This window comes from Micromonospora sp. AMSO12t (assembly GCF_008806585.1).
GTDB lineage: Bacteria > Actinomycetota > Actinomycetes > Mycobacteriales > Micromonosporaceae > Micromonospora > Micromonospora reichwaldensis.
This window is the reverse complement of sequence record NZ_WAAS01000018.1, coordinates 33,226-49,511: the sequence shown is the minus strand read 5'-3', so window position 1 is coordinate 49,511 and position 16,286 is coordinate 33,226. Positions and strand designations below refer to the sequence as shown.

Below are 16,286 nucleotides of genomic sequence, written 5' to 3'. Positions count from 1 at the left end.
AGGCCGGCTTCGGGCGCTGCTGCCCTGACCGCCGACCAACGGCACCGCCACTTTGGAAGATCGTATCCGGCTGTCCCGGTCTGTCTGTTGTGCCTGGTCGGCGGCGGGGTAACGCTGACCGGTGCTGCCCGCTGGTGACCGCCTACAGCACCGGCTTATAGCACGTGGCTGGCACGGCTCGCCCTGGGCGCGGTCGTCCGGCGTCGTACGGCTTTCCGCCCCGGCCTTCGGGCCGGGGCGGCTTGCCGTGGCGCCGGGTTGTCGCGCGCCTGAACCACGTACTTCGGTGGCAAGCCGCGAAGCGGCGCGGCAGCGATTGCCGGGACCACGACACGCCCCGGCCCTCGGGCCAGGTACGGCACGGCGGACGACCACCTCGCAATCGGCACGGCCATTCTCGTGCTGCCTGCTGGTCTGAACCGGCTACCCTCCCAGACGTGCGTGATGATCTATTCGTTCTTACCTGGCAGCAGCGACGGCAGGCCCGCACCGCTTGGCGTCGGGTGAGTGCGCAGCAGCGACGTGAGGCCGTACTGCGAGCGAAGGAGGGACAGTCAGCGCCGGATCCCAAGGTATCCGAAGCCGCCCGCAAGTACGGGGAGCATCTGCTACATAAGAGCCGTTCGAACCGCCTACCGCGATGGCTACAGCCTGCGGCGGGCGCGTTGGTAGCCGTTGTCGGAGTTCTTCTGGTCGCAGAAGTTGTCTCCTTCCCTGGCAGCCAGAAGGTCGGCGTGCTGTGGACCTTAGGAGGTCCCGTCGTCTTCCTTCTTGGACTGCTGAGTTGGTCCCAGCGCAAGTGGGGCCACCTACTCATTGCGGCGAACCCAGCGGAGTAGCGCGGCCGGGCAGTCTGGCCCGCCGCGCCGGCCGATGCCGGCCGGAGGCCGCCAGCAGGCCGAGCGCGGCGGGCGGAGTTCCGTGCGGTCCGGGACGAGCATTGGCGTAGACCTGAGTACTCTGCGAGCGCTCGGCAGAGTGCCGCCGTCCCGCAACGTTGCTGTCGACAGCCGTTCCTCTGGCGACCCCGGTTGACCCCCGCTGGAGGGATGCGGTCTCAACCTACCGCCCGGTGTTGGGCCATACCAGGCGGAGCCGACATCGACAAGCAGGCGCTGGTAAGCACTGCTTGACGTCATGGACCAAACCCGACCGACGTTGGTGCTGCCCTCCTGCTGCCTCGCCGCTGCTTTACGTCCCCTGCAGGCGTTCCGAGGTCGGAAGGTCACCCCAGCACATCGGTGTCCGGCCGCACCGGCAGGGCTGCAGCGTCCACACTTGGCCTGCCGCCACCGTGCACGAGCGTGACCCGCCGGCCATCCTGGATCCTGCGTTCGAGCACGGTCAGGTACGGAAGTAGCATCGGTGCGTGACGTATGGGACAGCGACGCTCATCGGTTGCGGGGCTCTCGTCCTCGGCGGACCAATCGGCCTGAGCCTGGTCGCCAACCTGATCCGGCGGCAGCGAGAGTTTGGCAGGCGGCCCCTGCGGCTCTTCGTGGCCAGCGGCATGATCGTGTCCGGGGCAATCTTCCTCTTCGGCGGTCCTGCTTTCCACCGGCTGTTTCCTCCGCCGTACGACCCGATGCTCGCCAACGGCAAAGGACTCGACCTGCGCGGCTTCCTGTTCTGGTGGGCCGCCTGGGCCGGCGCGGCGCTGACCTTCACCATCGCGCTCGCCTACGGCGTCGACCTGAGCCGGCTGAGGCGGTCGCGGCAGGCGGCGTGACACTGGTGAAGGGCGGGACAGCGGTCGTGAAGCGGCGGTGACCTGGTGCCCACGGGCGGGTGCGAACCTGCGACATACGGTCTAGGCCGTGTCTTCAAAGGTTCACAACCATTGGAGTAGCGCGGCGATGGTGACGGTGGCCCGGTACGACGTTGCTGTCTTGTCGTAGCGGGTCGCCGGGCTGCGGCACTGCTTGAGCCGGTTGAAGCACCGTTCGACGACGTTGCGGTGCCGGTAGAGCTGCTTGTCGAACGCCGGTGGCCGGCCGCCGCGGCTGCCTCGCCGGCGGCGGTTGGCCTTCTGGTCGGTGCGTTCGGGGATGGTGTGTCCGATGCCGCGGCGGCGCAGGTCTGCCCGGATGGCCTTGGAGCTGTAGCCCTTGTCGGCTATGACGTGCTCCGGCCGGACGCGAGGCCGGCCCGGACCTGAACGTTCGACACGGATCGCGGCCATGACATGGTGGAAGCGGGTGCAGTCGTTGACGTTGCCACCGGAGAGCACGAAGGCCAGGGTCCGACCCAGGCCGTCGCACGCGAGGTGAATCTTGGTGGTCAGTCCACCTCGAGATCGGCCGAGGGCGTGATCTTGTGGTTCGTCCGTTTCTCGGTGCCCCCTTTGGCGCCCGCGGCGTGCTGGTGGGCTCGCACGATGGTCGAGTCCACCGACACCAACCAGTCGATGTCCCCGGCCGCGTCCGCATCGGCCTGGACCCCGGCGAGCATCCGCTCGAACGTGCCGTCCAGGGCCCACCTGCGGAAACGGGTGTAGATCGACTGCCAGGACCCGTACCGGGCGGGCACATCCCGCCACGCCGCCCCGGCCCGAATCTTCCACACGATTCCGTTGAGCACCCGCCGGTCATCGGCCCGAGGCCGACCACCGGTCACCGCCGACGGCAGGTACCGCGACAGCGCTTCCCACTCGACGTCAGACAACTCGTAGCGACGACCCACGCGCTACATCATCCGACACCAAGATCCTTTGAAAACACGGCCTAGGAAGGCGACTGAGGCGGGTGGCGAGATCAAGACACGTACTCGTCCGGCTTCCGGCAAACCCGTCGACAGCCCCGACGGCGGACTGACCGAAGCGCTCGATCACGGTACGCCAACCGGTGCATCGAGGCACGCTGAGCCTTTTCCAGGCTGATCTTGCAGCTCAGGGCGGGTGTGGCGAGCCCGGGAATCGATGAAGGTGAGGCTCCGGGTAGGACAGCAGCCGACCAAGATCCGATGCCCCGACCGGTAGCCTCGCCTGTGCTGTCTTACCCCTCCACGATCTCGTTGTCCAGCCGGACCCTCAACCACCTCGCTGACCGTATCCGCAGCCACCGCAACCAGCGTCGATCCCGGTGGCGGCGACTCGACGCGGGACGGCAGGCACTGCTCGCTCTGGCGCACCTGCGCATCGGTGATACCTACACCCGCCTCGCTGCCGGGTTCGCCATCGGCGTGACTACTGCATGGCGGTACGTGCAGGAAGCTGTAGCCCTGCTCGCGTCGGCCGCCGATGACCTGGACACCGCCATGGACCGGATCCGCCGGCTGGCGTACGCGATCCTGGACGGCACCCTGATCCCGATCGACCGGGTGGCGGACCAGAGGCCGTACTACTCCGGCAAACATAAGCGGCACGGCGTGAACGTGCAGGTCATCGCCGACGCCGCCGGCCGGCTCGTGTGGGCCTCACCGGCACTGCCGGGCTCGACGCACGACCTCACCGCCGCCCGCGTCCACGGCATCATTGACGCGCTGACCAGCGCGGAGGTGATGACCTTCGCCGACAAGGGCTACCAAGGCGCCCGGGGCAGCGTGCGCACACCGTTCACAAGCGGCGCCGCCACCGGCCGAAGCTCTCGCGCGGACAGAAGGCGGTCAACCGGGCACACGCCAGAATTCGCGCTCGCGGCGAACGCGCCATCGCGACGCTCAAGACTTGGAAGATGCTGACCAAGCTGCGCTGCTGCCCGCTCCGCGCCACCGAGATCGTGCAGGCCATCCTCGTCCTGCACCACGTCGAAGCGAACCGCTACGCATGATGGGAAATGTCCCCGATGGTGGAACTCGGTGGCGGCTGCGGACAGGTACAGGTGTGACAGCTGAGATGCGGGTCCGGGTCCGGGCCGGAGACACCGATGCGTTCGGTGCGCTCTTCGATGAGCATGCCGATGCGATTTATCGGCATGCGGTGTGGAGTGGGGGCGATCCGGTTCAGGCCGAGGATGTGGTGTCGCTGACCTTCCTTGAGGCGTGGCGAATCCGCGAATCCTTGCATCCGGATGGAGACAGCCTGCGGCCGTGGCTGCTCGGGATCGCCACCAATGTGCTGCGCAATCGCAGGCGGGCGGCGCGCCGGCACCGGGAGGCATTGCGGCGATTGCCGGTACGCGACACCGTCCCGGACTTCGCTGACGAGGTGGTTGCCCGGATGCACGATGCCGACCAGGTGGCTGCGGTCATGGCGGGACTGCGGGCGCTGCGCCGGGCGGACCGGGAGGTGTTCCTGCTCTGCGTGTGGTCGCAACTGGACTACGCGGCGGCGGCCGAGGCGCTGGGTGTACCTGTCGGGACCGTGCGTTCGCGGCTGTCGCGGGCCCGGACCCGGCTGCGGGTGCTGGCACAGCAGGAGATGGCGCGTAGCCGAATGATCCCCGTCGAGCAGGGAGAGTACCGATGAGCGAGCCCACCGCCCCCCAGGTGCCGGCCATGTCGGCGCTGCGCCGGCAGGCACTGCGGCATCATCTGATGAACGAGGTTGAGCGGCCGGCCCGGCGGCCACGGCGGATGCTGGTGCTCGCGCCTGCGGCCGGCGTGCTGGCGGTCGCGGTTGCGGCCGGGGCGATCGCCCAGCCGTGGGCACCAGACAGCGCGCCGCTGATCGTGACGGTCGAGCAGGGCGAACGCAGTGGCGCGACGTTGTTGCTGAACCGGATGGCCGCAGCGGCCGCCAATACGCCGGACCCATTGTCCGGCGAGGGAGAGTACGTCTACATCAGGAGCCGGGGTGCGTTCGCCGAGCTGGGTGACGGTCCGGCGCGGCTGCAGCCGGTGCACGAGCGGGAGATCTGGATCCCGCGGAACGAACGCGGTGACGGCTTGCTCCGCCAGCCGTTCTTCGACGTGCCGATCATCGGTGTGATCCAGGAGCGGGAGACGCTCACGGACGTGACGCCGAACGCGGCGCTCGTCGATCTGCCTAGCAATCCGGACGCCCTGCTGGAAAAGCTCTACCGGGAGCGCGACGAGCGTGGCAGAGGCAACAGCCGCGACGGCGCGGCGTTTACCGCGATCGGCGACATCCTGCGCGAGTCGCTGGTACCGCCACAGACGACTGCCGCGCTCTACCAGGCCGCGGCGAAGATTCCGGGGATCGAGGTGGTCCGCGGGGTCACGGACGCGGCCGGGCGGCGGGGGGTGGCTGTCGCGTACACCGAGCGGAGCCGGCGCAAAGAGTGGATCTTCGATGAACAAACGTACGAATACCTCGGTGAGCGCAGTTACCTCGTGGCGGACACCGCCGACGGGCCGGCTGGGACGGTGCTGGGCACGACTGCGGTGCTGCAGCGAGCCGTGGTGTCGAACCTCGGACAGCGCCCAGAGAGGTAGCTGCCAAGCAACCGGCGGGATCGATGCTGGTTGTAGTGCTGGCGGACGAGGTTGGCGAGGTGGTTCAGGGTGCGGCTGAACAGCGAGATCGTGGAGGGGTAAGACAGCACAGGCGAGGCTACCGGTCGGGCATCGGATCTTGGTCGGCTGCTGTCTTACCTGAAGCCTCGCCCTCATCGACCTCCGGGCTCGCCGCGCTCGCCCTGAGCTGCCGGATTGACTTGGAAAAGGCTCAGTTGGCGCTTAACCAGGTCCACAGTGAGGGCAAGCAGCCACGGTCGCAGTTTCGGATTCGGCGCAGCCTCATGCAGCGTCCTGCCGTAGGGGAGGCGGGCCACGATCGGGGACCCTCGCCGGCATCGGCGCTGGGTACGAGATGATGACCGCCGGCTAGCCTGGTGGGAGCAATTCATCCGACCGTCGGTCATTGTCAAGTGCTGTGGAGAGGGCACGCTGGTCGACCAGGTGGTTGTGACGCCTGGCCGGTAACGCCCCTGTGGTGTCCCGTCCGGCGGAAAGTGGCACTGGTGTCGGTGCCTGAGCTGCGGTTGTGCCAGGTCCGCGCGGACAAGATCAGGTTAGTCGTCCGGATCTACTTGGCACTGTGGGCGATGAGTGCGTCCAGCAGCTGCGACAGGCTGAGGCGTGGGTGGTGTTCGGGCTCGGGTTGGTAGTCGAGCGGCAGGTCGTGGTTGGTGGGCCGGTCGGCGTAGTTCGGTAGCGCCCAGCTCGGAACATGGCGGTGCTTGTTGAACTCCTTGTTGGCTTTCTTGGCGAGGGTCTCGTCGGAGGTGGCGTGGTTGACCGGGACGCCGTCGAAGGTGACCCGGCGGGTCTGCGGGAACGTGCGGTTGGGCACGACGACATCCGGCAGGCCGGCCATCGCCCGCAGCCAACGGTCCGTTTCGTACCCGGTCCACTCCTGGGTGACGGGCCAGTTATGGGGGACGGGCTCAGGTCCGATCTGCCGGCTGATGTCGGCGGTGATGGTGAGCCGGTGCTCCGCGGAGGTCAGCGCCCGGCGGGCAACGGCCCGCCTCGTAGGCGAGCAGAACAGCCGCGCAAGGTTGACGATCTCGGGGTAGAACGCGGCGAGGAACACCGAGGTGTTGAACCGGGTGCGGGTAGGGATGAGCAGGTCGATGCGTTCCTGCCAACTGCGGCGTCCGGGAACGTCGATACGCTGCTGAAACCGCCGGTCGACGCAGACGGCGATGGAGACGTCGAACGCGTTGAAGACGTGCCGCCAGCCTCGGCGGCGCAGCAGCCGGGTGTGCCGTCGCTGCGCGGTGACGAGTTCGGGGACCAGCCGCGCGAGCTGTCGAGGACGCAGGTCCGGGATGGTGGGGACCGGCGGGCCGATCCAGTAGCCGTGGCGGGTGCAGACGAACTCGTGGTGGGCGAAGAACCGGACGACCGGCCCGCCCGGGTGCCGTGCGGTGCAGACGGGGCAGGCCCGTTGGGGAGGGTGACGCAACTCCCGCCAGCGCGGGGCGGGGTCACGCAGTTCGGGCATCGCGTGCGCGAGCGCGGCGAGTTGGTGGCCGGTCGCGGCGACGAGCCGCTGCGCGACGATGAGCTGGCGGCGCTTGCTGGTGCCGCCGTAGGGCACCGAAGCGCTGAGGTGCTGCCAGAGGTCTCGGTAGCCGATGGAGTGCAGTGCGGCGAGGCGCCGGACGTAGGAGGTGACGGTTTCCTGCTGGGCAGGCCGAACCGTGATCGGCAACCTTCGGAGCATGCGGTCGTGGCGGCCGGCGCCCGTGGCGCCGGTGCGGGGCTGGGGTGGGTCGCGGCGTATGCCTCGGCGGCGTGGTCGAGGCGGACCCGGTCGAGGTGGGCGCGGGTCAGGTGTTCGGTGCCGTCGAGGATGGCGTCGATGGCGGCGCCGCGGACCAGGTGCGACAGGCTGCCGATCATGCCGGCGGTGCGCCGGTGCAGGTACTCGTCCAGCGCGGCGAGCGTTCCGGGCTGGTGGGCGCGCAGCGGCAGAGTGGCTTCCAGGCTGGCGACCAGGGCGTGCCAGGCGGCGCGTTGGTCGGCGGTGCCGTAGGCGAACGCGGTGGTGGGGATGGTGGTGAACCGGCTGGCGAGCTGCTGACCTCGGGGGCCGGCGAACAGGCCGACGCGTTCGACGTTGACGCCGGCGTAGATGAACGTGGCGGGCAGCCGCTCGGCGAAGTATTTGAGCTGGTCGGACACCTCGGCCCCGGCGCGGGTGGCGAGGTTGAGGTTGTGCACCTCGTCGACCAGGACCAGCTCGACACCGACGTGAGCGGCGGTCGCGCAGACGGCGTTGGTCACGTCGGTGATGTTGGCCCGGCGGCCCAGCGGCAGACCGAAGAAGCGGGCGAACTCGACGGCCAGCATCCGGGGTGTGGCCGCGGGCGGGACGGTGACGTAGACGACCGGCAGCCGGTTCTTCTCGTGCGGGTGCCGGCGACGCACCGCGACTTCGTGGGTGCGGCCCAGCGCGGTGATTGCGGTGGTCTTGCCGGTGCCCGGGACGCCGGTGACGATCAGCCCGCGGCGTGCGGACAGCTGGCGGCGGTTGAGCAGCACCAAGCGCCGTGCCGTCGCCACGACCTCGGCAACGACCGGGGTGTTGACCATGACCAGCTCGGACAGGTAGTCGATGCGCGCGTCGTCGGTGTCGGTCCCGTCGCCGGCGGCCGGCGGGGTGGGCCGGCGGTCCACGAACCGCGCCCAGCCCTCCTTGGTGGTCAACGGCTCGTCGGCCAGGACCTGCTTGGCCTGGTCGGGCTGGCTCAGGTGCTCCATCGGGGCGGGGCCTTTGCCTCTCAATCGGAAGGGACGTTTGCGGCGGAGGCGCACCGAGACGGGAGCCGGGACTGTGGCCCTGCGCCGGGTCATAGCCAGCGCTCGGCTTCGGCGTCGACGTCGAACAGCCCGAACGGCTCCACCGGCGCCGGCCCGGCGCCGGGTGCGGGTGCGGGCGTGGGCAGGTCGATGACCTGCGCCTCGGGCAGCACCCGGCGGCGTGCCGCCCGGGTGCGGGCCGCGACGCGGGCCGTGGCCTTGTTCGGCGGCCCGTTGCCGGCGCGGGTGAGCAGCTCGTCGAGGACCCGGGCGACCTCGGTCTCGTTGTCGTCGGGCAGGCCGCGGGCGGCGGCCATCCGGCGGGCGTGGCGCCAGGTGAAGTCGGCGAACGGCGCGCTGACCATCGGCAGGTGCGTCCAGGCCGCGGTGATCCAGCCGGCCGGGGTGCGGACATAGACGTGGGACAGGTCGTAGGGGTCGTAGTGCACTTCCCAGCGCCCGCCCTGCTCAGCGACGGTGGAGCGTTCGCTGTGGGGCAGGGCGTCGTCGTCGTAGGTGCGGTGGTCGATGGTGATGCCGTACTCGTTGACGTGGCGCCAGTGCACCGGCAGCAGCTCCAGGTAGTCGGTCCCGGACAGCGTCAGGGGCAGGTAGCCGGACACGGCGACCATCGCGGCGTAGGCGTCGTTCGGGCTGAACGCCCGGCGCGGCGCGTGCGGGTCGCGGAGCCCGTCATGGGGCCGGTGCTGCCACCCGGCGACGATCCACTCGTCGAGCAGGTCTTGCAGCTCGGGCAGGCTCCAGAGCGGCTCGTCGGTGATCCGGTCGCCGCGGCGGGTGACGTTGCCGCCGGTGTAGCCGGCGACGTGCTGGCAGAACAGGCTGGCGATAGAGGAGAACTGCCGCTCGACCAGCGGCTTGTCGGTCGGGGTGCCCTTGCGGGCCGGCTGGATAGAGATGCCCAGCCGGTCGCAAGGCCGCGGCCAAGCCGGTGATCGTCCCGGAGACGATCGTCATCGACCACGGCCGGGTGTTCGTCTCCGAGGTGTTCACCCGCGCGGTCTCCAGCCGGGCGTCGATGTCGAGCAGCCGCGTGTGCGGCAGCCGGGAGGCGGACATGCGCAGCGCGGCCGACCAGCCGGGCCGCATCGGCTCAGGGACCAGCGTGCGGGCCAGCAGCAACGCGGCGTCGACGGCCTTGGTGCCGGCCGGGCGCAGCACCGCCGCGGCGATGGTGCGGGTGGCCACGTCGACGACCATCGTCAGCTCGGGGCGGCCGGGGACGCCGGAGTCCAGCAGCACCATCACGTCCAGCTTGCGCGTCCAGTTCGGCGCGGATCGCCGTGACCAGCCGCTCGTCGGCCCGGCCGACCGGGTCGCTGCCGCGGGTGTATCGCTGGTCGACCAGCCCCCACAGGCCCTGCTCGGCGTAGCGCAGCCGCATCCGCGTCACCGTCCGCGCCGAGGTCGGCTGCCCGGCGGCGCTCAGCTCGACGGCCTTGGCCGCGTCGCGGTCCTTCAGCGTGCTCGCCGCCGGGTCGTAACCCGGCCGCGGCCCGGCGCCCTCCGGCGCTTCCGGTGCCCGGCCGGTGACCACCTCGACGAGGTGCCGCTCCCAGCGCCGGGCCCGCTCGAGCACCTCGTGCGGCAGGGTCTCCAGCAGCCCCAGCGGTTCCACCGCCGGCACCGCCTGCTGCTCGTCGAGCAGCTCGAAGTCCGCGGCGGCGAGCAGGAACGCCAGCAGCACCACCTGCGCAACCCCACCCCGCGAGCGCAGCCGCACCGACGTGCCGGCCAGCGCCACCACCTGGTGCTCGTCGCCGTCGAAACGCACCCACTCCCCGACACGCAGCACCGGCAACTTGCCCGCGCCCATCAGCAGGCCCCGGCCGTGGTCACGATGGTCGCCTCGTGCAGCCGTACCCCGAGGTCACAGGCCAGCTCACCGCACCACAGCAGGTGGAACAACACCGGCAGGACCGCGATCGGCTCACCCGCCGCGCCAGCACCGTCCATCAACTGCGCGGGCTCGGCGAACACCTCCCGCAACGCCGCGCCCACCGCCGGCAGCCGGTACCGCGGATGCCGGTAACCGGCCAGCCAGCGCACATTGCGCACCATCACCAGCTCCGGCGCGCCGACCAGCCGATACTCCCATCCGACCAGCTCACACGCCCGGCCAGTCACGGCGAACGCCGCGGCGTCACGCGGCTTGATCCGGTCGACTGGTCGGCAGTCCACCACCAGGCCCCGCCCGTCGGCCAGCCGGGCGAAGTAGTCCGGCGCGTGCGAACGGCGCCGGCCGGAAGCCTCGTCGTCCCAGAACAGCCAGAACGGCTGCGACGCGATCCCGGCCACCGCCGGGTCGAAGTCGAGCAGCATCAGGTGATCGCGCTCCAGCCACGACTCGTACCCGACGTGAGCGCCGGTCGTCGACGACCACCACAAGCCCGGGAAGTTGCGCTGCCGCTTGTACGACGGAAAGCCGCGTACCGGCTTGACCAGCTCGAACAGCACCCCCGCCGAGTCGATCAAGGAGGTGCGGACCTCCGATCCCTCGGCGCCGACGTAGCCGACCTCGAACTCAGCCGTCAGCGGCCCACCCAGGCCCGGCACCGCGCGCAGCACCCCGGCACCGTACCGGACGTGCCACCTCAACCCGGACGCGTACTGGGTTCGGGGCGGAACGCGGGCAGACTTTAGAGTGGCGCCGTGAGCAACCAGCCGGTCCGCGACGCCTACTCGCACATGTCCGAGCAGTACATCGCCCTGTTCGATGGTGACTGGCAGGCCCACGTGGATGACACGGCCCTTGTCCGAGACCACCTCGTCGGCTTGGACGGCGCCGTGCTCGATCTCGGTTGCGGCCCCGGGCATTGGAGCGCCTACCTGCATTCGCTCGGCGCCAACGTGACCGGCGTCGACTTGGTACCTGAGTTCATCGGCTACGCCCGGACCCACTTTCCCGGGCCGGCGTTCCAGCTCGGATCAATGACGGACCTGGACCTTCCCGACCACTCGGTGGCCGGCATCCTCTCCTGGTACTCGACCATCCACCTACCGCCATCGGAGCTGGATGCGGTACTCGCCGAGTTCCGCCGGATGCTGCCTCCTTCCGGGAACCTGGTGATCGGCTTCTTCGACAGCGACGACGATGTGGCCGCGTTCGACCACAAGGTCCACACGGCATACCGCTGGCCCGTAGACACATTCTCTGCCCGCCTGGCAAAGGCTGGTTTCACCGAACTTCAGCGCTTGCAGCAGCAGTCCCCGGACCGCCCGGACCGCAAGTACGCGGCCATTGCCGCAACAGTCGCCGCGCCGTAGTGCCCGATCGGCACACAGCTGACTGCCGGTCGAGACCAAATACACGCACACTCATCGGGAAGCCTGTCAACTCGCCGAGAACCCGCTAACCTCGCTGAGACCGGACAGCACCGTACCGGACGTGCCACCTCAACCCGGACAGTGCCAACCTCGTGCCAAGTCATACCGGACGGTGCCAACTCAACGCGGACGGGACATGTGGGTCCGCAGCGGCCGGCGAACCGGAATGGCCCGCGACAGGGAGCAAGATATGGCCATTGGCCGCCAATCTCGACCAGGCGCGGTCGAGCACACCCGGCGGGGTGGTGGTTGGCCATGTCCAGCCCGACCTGACAGCGCAGCCGTGGCGGGAAGGTCACGTGGTCCTGATCGCACGAGACCATGCCCGGCGACGCGGGCGCCGCGCTGATCAAACGGTCGCGGTGCCACGGCAGCGCTGACGTGCGGCAGTTTGCGGCGGGCCGTAGCAGCGCTGGCTGACCGGCCCCTCGCTGCCCCTGTAGCAGAGGCTGCGCGGCCATGATTAGCGAGTCGGCGCCGTGGCGGCGGTCGCGATGCCAACGAGCCGAGGTCGAGCCAATGACCGACCGCCGTTGATGGGCGTCCCAGTTGGCATCGGCAGCATCCCGCCTTTACCCGTTCGAGGCGCTACCCTCGACGCATGGGCGCCACTTCGACCCGTTCCGCCCGGCGGTATCTAGCCCGGCCGGGCCGATCCGCCGTGGTCGTAGACGATCTTGCCGCCCTGCACGGACCGACCAGTGGTGTCGTGGAGCTGCCACACCGGCTGCTCTGGCGGCCAGACCGCAGCGTCAACCTGGACCAGGAGTGGGCGCGCAACGCCCTGTACGAGGTCGTGCTGACCGAAGCGGTGCGGGTTGATGAACTCTGCGCCTGGCTCGACGGTCCGACCCTGATCCGGGTATGGAACGATCTCTACCTGCCGCGGGGTGTGCGCCACGCATGGGAGGACCGGCATGCGGTGCTGCGCCAGATCTCGGCCGCAGCCTGATGCCTCACCCTGACCCACAGCACGTCGAGGTCGCGCGGGTCGCGCTCTCCGTAGCCAAGCGGCACGGATTTGCCCTCGGCGGTGGACTGGCCTTGCTCCTGCACGGAGTCGTCGACCGGCCGACCGAGGACGTCGACGCCTTCACCGACCGCGCCGACGGAGTCGCCGCAGCGACCGAGGCCGTGGAGACGGCGTTGCTCGAAGCAGGCTTCCAGGTATCACGGGTCGCCGACGACAGCGAGCTGTCGGCAGTGATCTACGGCTTTGACGACCACATGACGGAATGGGAGATTCAACGGGGCAACAAGGTGGTCCGGCTGAGCCTGTCCTGTCAGGCGCGACTCCATGCTCCGGTGGTGATGGATGTCGGCCCGGTCATGGACCTGGCTGACCTGCTCGCCTGGAAAGTCACCGCGCTCGTGGGACGAGCCCGCGAGCGTGACTACGTCGATGTGGCCGCAGTGCTCGACCAGTACACGCCGGCCCAGCTGCTGGCCATGGCCCGCCGCGTTGACCCCGGACTTGAGGCAGAGGACGTTCCAGTAGTGGGTCGGCGCCTGGACAGGATGCCCGACGAGGCGTTTGTGCCGTACCAGCTCACTCGCGCCGACGTAGTGCAGCTACGGCAACGCTTCGCAACCTGGCCCCGCTGATCGATCGGGCGCACCGCGGGGCAGGAGTTCATTGGCGCTGTCCCAGCGCTCTGGACCGTAACGACTCACACGGCTGACCGACGGCACGCCGGCTCACACCGTGCGCGCCGTCGGTCCCTTGGCGTTGTCGGCGCACCAACCCGGTCGATCCCGGGCCGTGCAGCGACTCCCCGTCTCGGGCTCTCAGCCTGGCTGGCGGCAGGCCGGCTACTCGATAGCAAGCAGCTTGAGGATCGCCGGTACGGGCACGAGGTACCGCCGGCCGACGCGCAGAAGGCGTACCGGGAATTTGTTGGTCTTGGCCAGCTCGTAGGCCTTGGTGCGCCCGATTCCTAGGATCGCCCCGGCGGTCTCCACGTCGGTGCTGACGCCGAGCTCCCGCACCGCCTCGATCGTCCAGACCTGGTTTAGCGCCTGGCCCGGCTTGCGTCCGCCAGTTGTGGTCGTTGACATTGTCCGCCGCCCTCCCCTGAGGTCGTGAGTACGCCGATACCGGCGTCAGCCCTCACGATGCGATCATCCGGTTACTCGGCGCGTTGCCGAGTGAGAGCAACCGCCACGGGTAACGGCAACGGCCACAGCCGCTGGCTACCGTGCCGATGCCCGAGCTGGCGGTCGGACATCGGGCTCCCTCACCGGCAACCTCCGCAGCCAGAAGTACTGCGGTCGGGCGTGACCCAGCGTCTTCGGTCTAGCTATTCCGCGGCGACCAGGTCGCTGCGTCGCCGAGTACTGCCTCCATGAGCTCCGCGGCCTTCCGTTCGCTCTCCGGCAGTACGTGGGTGTAGACCTCACGCGTCGTCCGGCTGTCAGCGTGACCAAGCCGCCGCTGCATCACGTGCTCGGGAACACCGGCGTCAGCGCCGGTGGTAGCGGAGGTGTGCCGCGCGTCGTGCAACGCGATCACGGGCACCCCAGCATCCCCGCACGCCTTCGCCCACTGGTCGGTGAAGTACTTCGGGTAGTACGGCTCCCCGTCCTCGCGGCAGAACAGGTAACCACCGTCGTGATACAGGACGCCAGCGTCTGCCTTCTCCAGGACCTGGCGCTCCCGGTGGGCACGCAGCTCCGCAATCAGGGCCGGCCCGAGCGCTACCGCCCTCTTACTCTTGCCCTTGGGCGCCTTCTCCACCACCCCGTTGCTGGTCGTGGTGCGTTGCCAGTGCAACAGCAGCACGCCGCGATCAAGATCGACGCGCGGCCATTTGAGACCAGCCAGCTCCCCACGCCTGGCACCGACAACGATCGCCAGCACCCACGCGGCACGCAGCCGGTGGTCGGCGTGGTACTTGAGGAACTTCGCCGACTGCGCCGGCGTCCAGACGCCCTTGCGCCCCATCGTCTCCCGCTCGGCCTGCCGGGGCTGCCGCACGCCCTCGACGTTGACCCCGAGGTCGGCCAGCGCCTTCATCATGATCCGGTGCACGATGCGGACGGTGGTCGGCGACAGCGGCCCGCCGTTCTTGCCGCCGCTCTTCAGCAGCTTCTTGTAGAGGTCGTGAAGGACACGCTTGTCGAGAGCGTAGAGCTGCCGACCGCCAATGTGCGGGACTACGTAGCAGCGGATGACGTCCCGGTAGTTGCTGAGAGTCGTCTCCTGGACGTCCAGCTCGCGCTCGTTGAGCCAGCTCTCCAGCTCGGCGGCGACGCTGCCGTCCGCGCCGAGGTCCGCTCCGCCGTAGGCGGCGCGTGCGTCCTGCTCCGCCCTCAGGGCAGCGGCCTGATTGGGGAACCCTTGCCGCTTGTGCTGGCGACGACGACCATCCGCGTCAGGCGGGAGGTCGATGATGAAGAACCAGCGGGTCTGGCCGTTGGCGAGGCGGTAGCTGTAGACAGCCACGGGGCTGCACCCCCGCAGTAACGGGATCGGGGGATGCAGCCCACGTTAAGCGATCTCCGTCACCGCCAGCGTTACCGCAAGATCACATATGATCTTCTATATCCGCTGGTGAACACCAGTCGGGACGGCCGGATTCGAACCGACGACCCCTTGACCCCCAGGACGCTTCGCCACACGTCCACGCACGTCACCCACGCTATCCCCAAGATCAGGCCGTGCGGCCGACGTCGTGCCGCGCACCATCGCGCAGGCCGTGTGGTCCCCACTTGGTCCCCGGGACGGTGACACGCCCCAGCGACCGCAGCAGGCGGTTTAGGAAGTGTGGATACGGCCGGAACTCGCAGGGCAGCGACCTGGCTTGACCTGCCTCGCCACGCTGGCCGTCACGTCCAGGAGCTGACCGCCGTTGACCGTCGTCGTCCATCCCAACGGGCACGCAACGGGCACGGCGAGACCGGGCCAGTGGCGCTCGCACCGTCAGTTTGGAAGAGCGTGCTCAACGGGTCGTGATGCCCGAAACGCCTGGCGGCCGGCGGCAGAGCCGAATGCCGTTCGTGCCAGCTCATGACCGCTGCGCGCCGCGGTTACTGGCCCGTGGATGGCCCGTCACGGCCACCACGTCGCCGGTCACAAACGCTAACGAGACTTGACCCTCATAAGGGTCATGATCATCGCGAGCGCCACGAACAGCACTACCGACCCAGCTACCAAGGGATTGACGAAACCGGGCACCAAATCGGGGCCGCACGTGGTGTCATGCAGCGGCCACATGCTGTGCGATCCACCAGCCGGGGCACCATGGCGGTAGTCATAGCCCTCTGGCCGCTTCAGCGCGCACCGGTCGTCGGCGTCGGTCATCAACCCAAAGGTGGTCGCCGCCAGCCCATGACCGTAGGCGGCGATCGCCGTCAACGCCGCCCCAACGGTCAGCAACCCTCCCGCCCGCGTCAGCGCCCTTGACCTATCCCGCAGGAGCTGGTCGCCCCTGAGGGCGAGCACGGCAAGTATCACGAGCACAACGGCACCGACCGCCACCAGCGGCCAAGCCAGCGCTAGCAGCACAAGCGCGATGAAGATGAGAGCCATTGAAGTGCAACATACCCTCAGATCGTCCCGGCCTCGGTCACCCCGTCTGCTAGCAGCGGGTGGCCAGCAAGCGCTGATGACCTCATCAACCTGTCGCTCGGAGTTGGCCCCAAAGACGGTTTGGGTCGAGCCCCGCTTGACACTGAGGCGGATCTCCTCGTCGGGCAGTCGCCAGACCGTCCAGCCTCCCCGGACGGGGACAAGGTGGAGCGCCCTACCGGACGAGTCTCAATGACGGTTGTCAAGCGGGCCGTGC

Annotated in this window: 14 protein-coding genes and 4 pseudogenes; 8 read left to right on the top strand and 10 right to left on the bottom strand. The window is 69.2% G+C overall.

Annotated features, from left to right (window positions below; translation table 11 throughout):
- Positions 1-1,369 precede the first annotated feature (1,369 nt).
- Positions 1,370-1,729, top strand: a complete 360-nt coding sequence (locus F6X68_RS04825; RefSeq protein WP_151453111.1) for a hypothetical protein — start codon at positions 1,370-1,372, stop codon at positions 1,727-1,729.
- Between the two features lie 102 nt (positions 1,730-1,831).
- On the opposite strand, the pseudogene F6X68_RS04820 reads toward F6X68_RS04825, so the two are convergent.
- A pseudogene (locus F6X68_RS04820) lies at positions 1,832-2,682 on the bottom strand (IS5 family transposase).
- Positions 2,683-2,985: 303 nt separating this feature from the next.
- On the opposite strand from F6X68_RS04820, the pseudogene F6X68_RS04805 reads away from it, so the two are divergent.
- The 3 genes and pseudogenes from F6X68_RS04805 to F6X68_RS04795 all read left to right on the top strand — a co-directional run bounded on the left by F6X68_RS04805 (position 2,986) and on the right by F6X68_RS04795 (position 5,334).
- A pseudogene (locus tag F6X68_RS04805) lies at positions 2,986-3,767 on the top strand (transposase family protein).
- 53 nt (positions 3,768-3,820) lie between these two features.
- Positions 3,821-4,405 carry an RNA polymerase sigma factor gene (locus tag F6X68_RS04800; RefSeq protein ID WP_225851986.1) on the top strand — a complete coding sequence of 195 codons (585 nt, stop codon included), beginning with the start codon at positions 3,821-3,823 and terminating at the stop codon, positions 4,403-4,405.
- Entirely contained in the window at positions 4,402-5,334 is a 933-nt protein-coding gene (locus tag F6X68_RS04795; protein WP_151453110.1) for a CU044_5270 family protein, read from the top strand. The genes F6X68_RS04800 and F6X68_RS04795 overlap by 4 nt, the downstream gene beginning before the upstream one ends.
- Positions 5,335-5,926: 592 nt before the next feature.
- Here F6X68_RS04795 and F6X68_RS34030 read toward each other — a convergent pair.
- From F6X68_RS34030 to F6X68_RS34020, 4 genes and pseudogenes are all read right to left on the bottom strand, one after another.
- Entirely contained in the window at positions 5,927-6,193 is a 267-nt protein-coding gene (locus F6X68_RS34030) for a hypothetical protein (protein ID WP_225851987.1), read from the bottom strand.
- 567 nt (positions 6,194-6,760) lie between these two features.
- Positions 6,761-7,072, bottom strand: a pseudogene (locus tag F6X68_RS34815) (TniQ family protein); the annotation flags it as partial.
- A 332-nt stretch (positions 7,073-7,404) separates the two neighbouring features.
- Positions 7,405-8,112, bottom strand: a pseudogene (locus tag F6X68_RS34810) (TniB family NTP-binding protein); the annotation flags it as partial.
- Between the two features lie 89 nt (positions 8,113-8,201).
- A complete protein-coding gene (locus F6X68_RS34020) occupies positions 8,202-8,783 on the bottom strand; it encodes a Mu transposase C-terminal domain-containing protein (protein WP_225851985.1) in 582 nt (193 codons plus the stop codon).
- Between the two features lie 63 nt (positions 8,784-8,846).
- Between F6X68_RS34020 and F6X68_RS34015 the strand changes: the two genes are divergently transcribed.
- Complete coding sequence (locus F6X68_RS34015) at positions 8,847-9,107, top strand: hypothetical protein (RefSeq protein ID WP_225851984.1); 261 nt, start codon at positions 8,847-8,849, stop codon at positions 9,105-9,107.
- A gap of 158 nt (positions 9,108-9,265) precedes the next feature.
- Here F6X68_RS34015 and F6X68_RS34010 read toward each other — a convergent pair whose 3' ends face one another.
- Together F6X68_RS34010 and F6X68_RS04770 are read right to left on the bottom strand one after the other, a co-directional pair.
- A complete protein-coding gene (locus F6X68_RS34010; protein WP_225851983.1) occupies positions 9,266-9,988 on the bottom strand; it encodes a hypothetical protein in 723 nt (240 codons plus the stop codon).
- The gene (locus tag F6X68_RS04770; protein WP_225851982.1) at positions 9,988-10,770 is read right to left on the bottom strand and encodes a TnsA-like heteromeric transposase endonuclease subunit; all 783 of its coding nucleotides are present in this window, start codon (positions 10,768-10,770) and stop codon (positions 9,988-9,990) included. The genes F6X68_RS34010 and F6X68_RS04770 overlap by 1 nt, the downstream gene beginning before the upstream one ends.
- 90 nt (positions 10,771-10,860) lie before the next feature.
- On the opposite strand from F6X68_RS04770, the gene F6X68_RS04765 reads away from it, so the two are divergent.
- The 3 genes from F6X68_RS04765 (at position 10,861) to F6X68_RS04755 (ending at position 13,104) form a co-directional block, all read left to right on the top strand.
- The gene (locus F6X68_RS04765; RefSeq protein WP_077938073.1) at positions 10,861-11,439 is read left to right on the top strand and encodes a class I SAM-dependent methyltransferase; all 579 of its coding nucleotides are present in this window, start codon (positions 10,861-10,863) and stop codon (positions 11,437-11,439) included.
- Between the two features lie 661 nt (positions 11,440-12,100).
- Positions 12,101-12,451: a hypothetical protein gene (locus tag F6X68_RS04760; RefSeq protein WP_151453107.1), complete on the top strand. Its 351-nt coding sequence runs from the start codon at positions 12,101-12,103 to the stop codon at positions 12,449-12,451.
- Complete coding sequence (locus F6X68_RS04755; protein ID WP_370518907.1) at positions 12,403-13,104, top strand: nucleotidyl transferase AbiEii/AbiGii toxin family protein; 702 nt, start codon at positions 12,403-12,405, stop codon at positions 13,102-13,104. The genes F6X68_RS04760 and F6X68_RS04755 overlap by 49 nt, the downstream gene beginning before the upstream one ends.
- 207 nt (positions 13,105-13,311) lie before the next feature.
- On the opposite strand, the gene F6X68_RS04750 is transcribed toward F6X68_RS04755, so the two are convergent.
- The 3 genes from F6X68_RS04750 to F6X68_RS04740 form a co-directional block, all read right to left on the bottom strand.
- A complete protein-coding gene (locus F6X68_RS04750; protein WP_151453105.1) occupies positions 13,312-13,557 on the bottom strand; it encodes a helix-turn-helix domain-containing protein in 246 nt (81 codons plus the stop codon).
- 238 nt (positions 13,558-13,795) lie between these two features.
- Complete coding sequence (locus F6X68_RS04745) at positions 13,796-14,944, bottom strand: site-specific integrase (RefSeq protein WP_151453104.1); 1,149 nt, start codon at positions 14,942-14,944, stop codon at positions 13,796-13,798.
- Between the two features lie 636 nt (positions 14,945-15,580).
- Positions 15,581-16,030 (bottom strand): hypothetical protein, encoded by a 450-nt coding sequence (locus F6X68_RS04740; RefSeq protein WP_151453103.1) that lies wholly within the window; start codon positions 16,028-16,030, stop codon positions 15,581-15,583.
- Positions 16,031-16,286 lie beyond the last annotated feature (256 nt).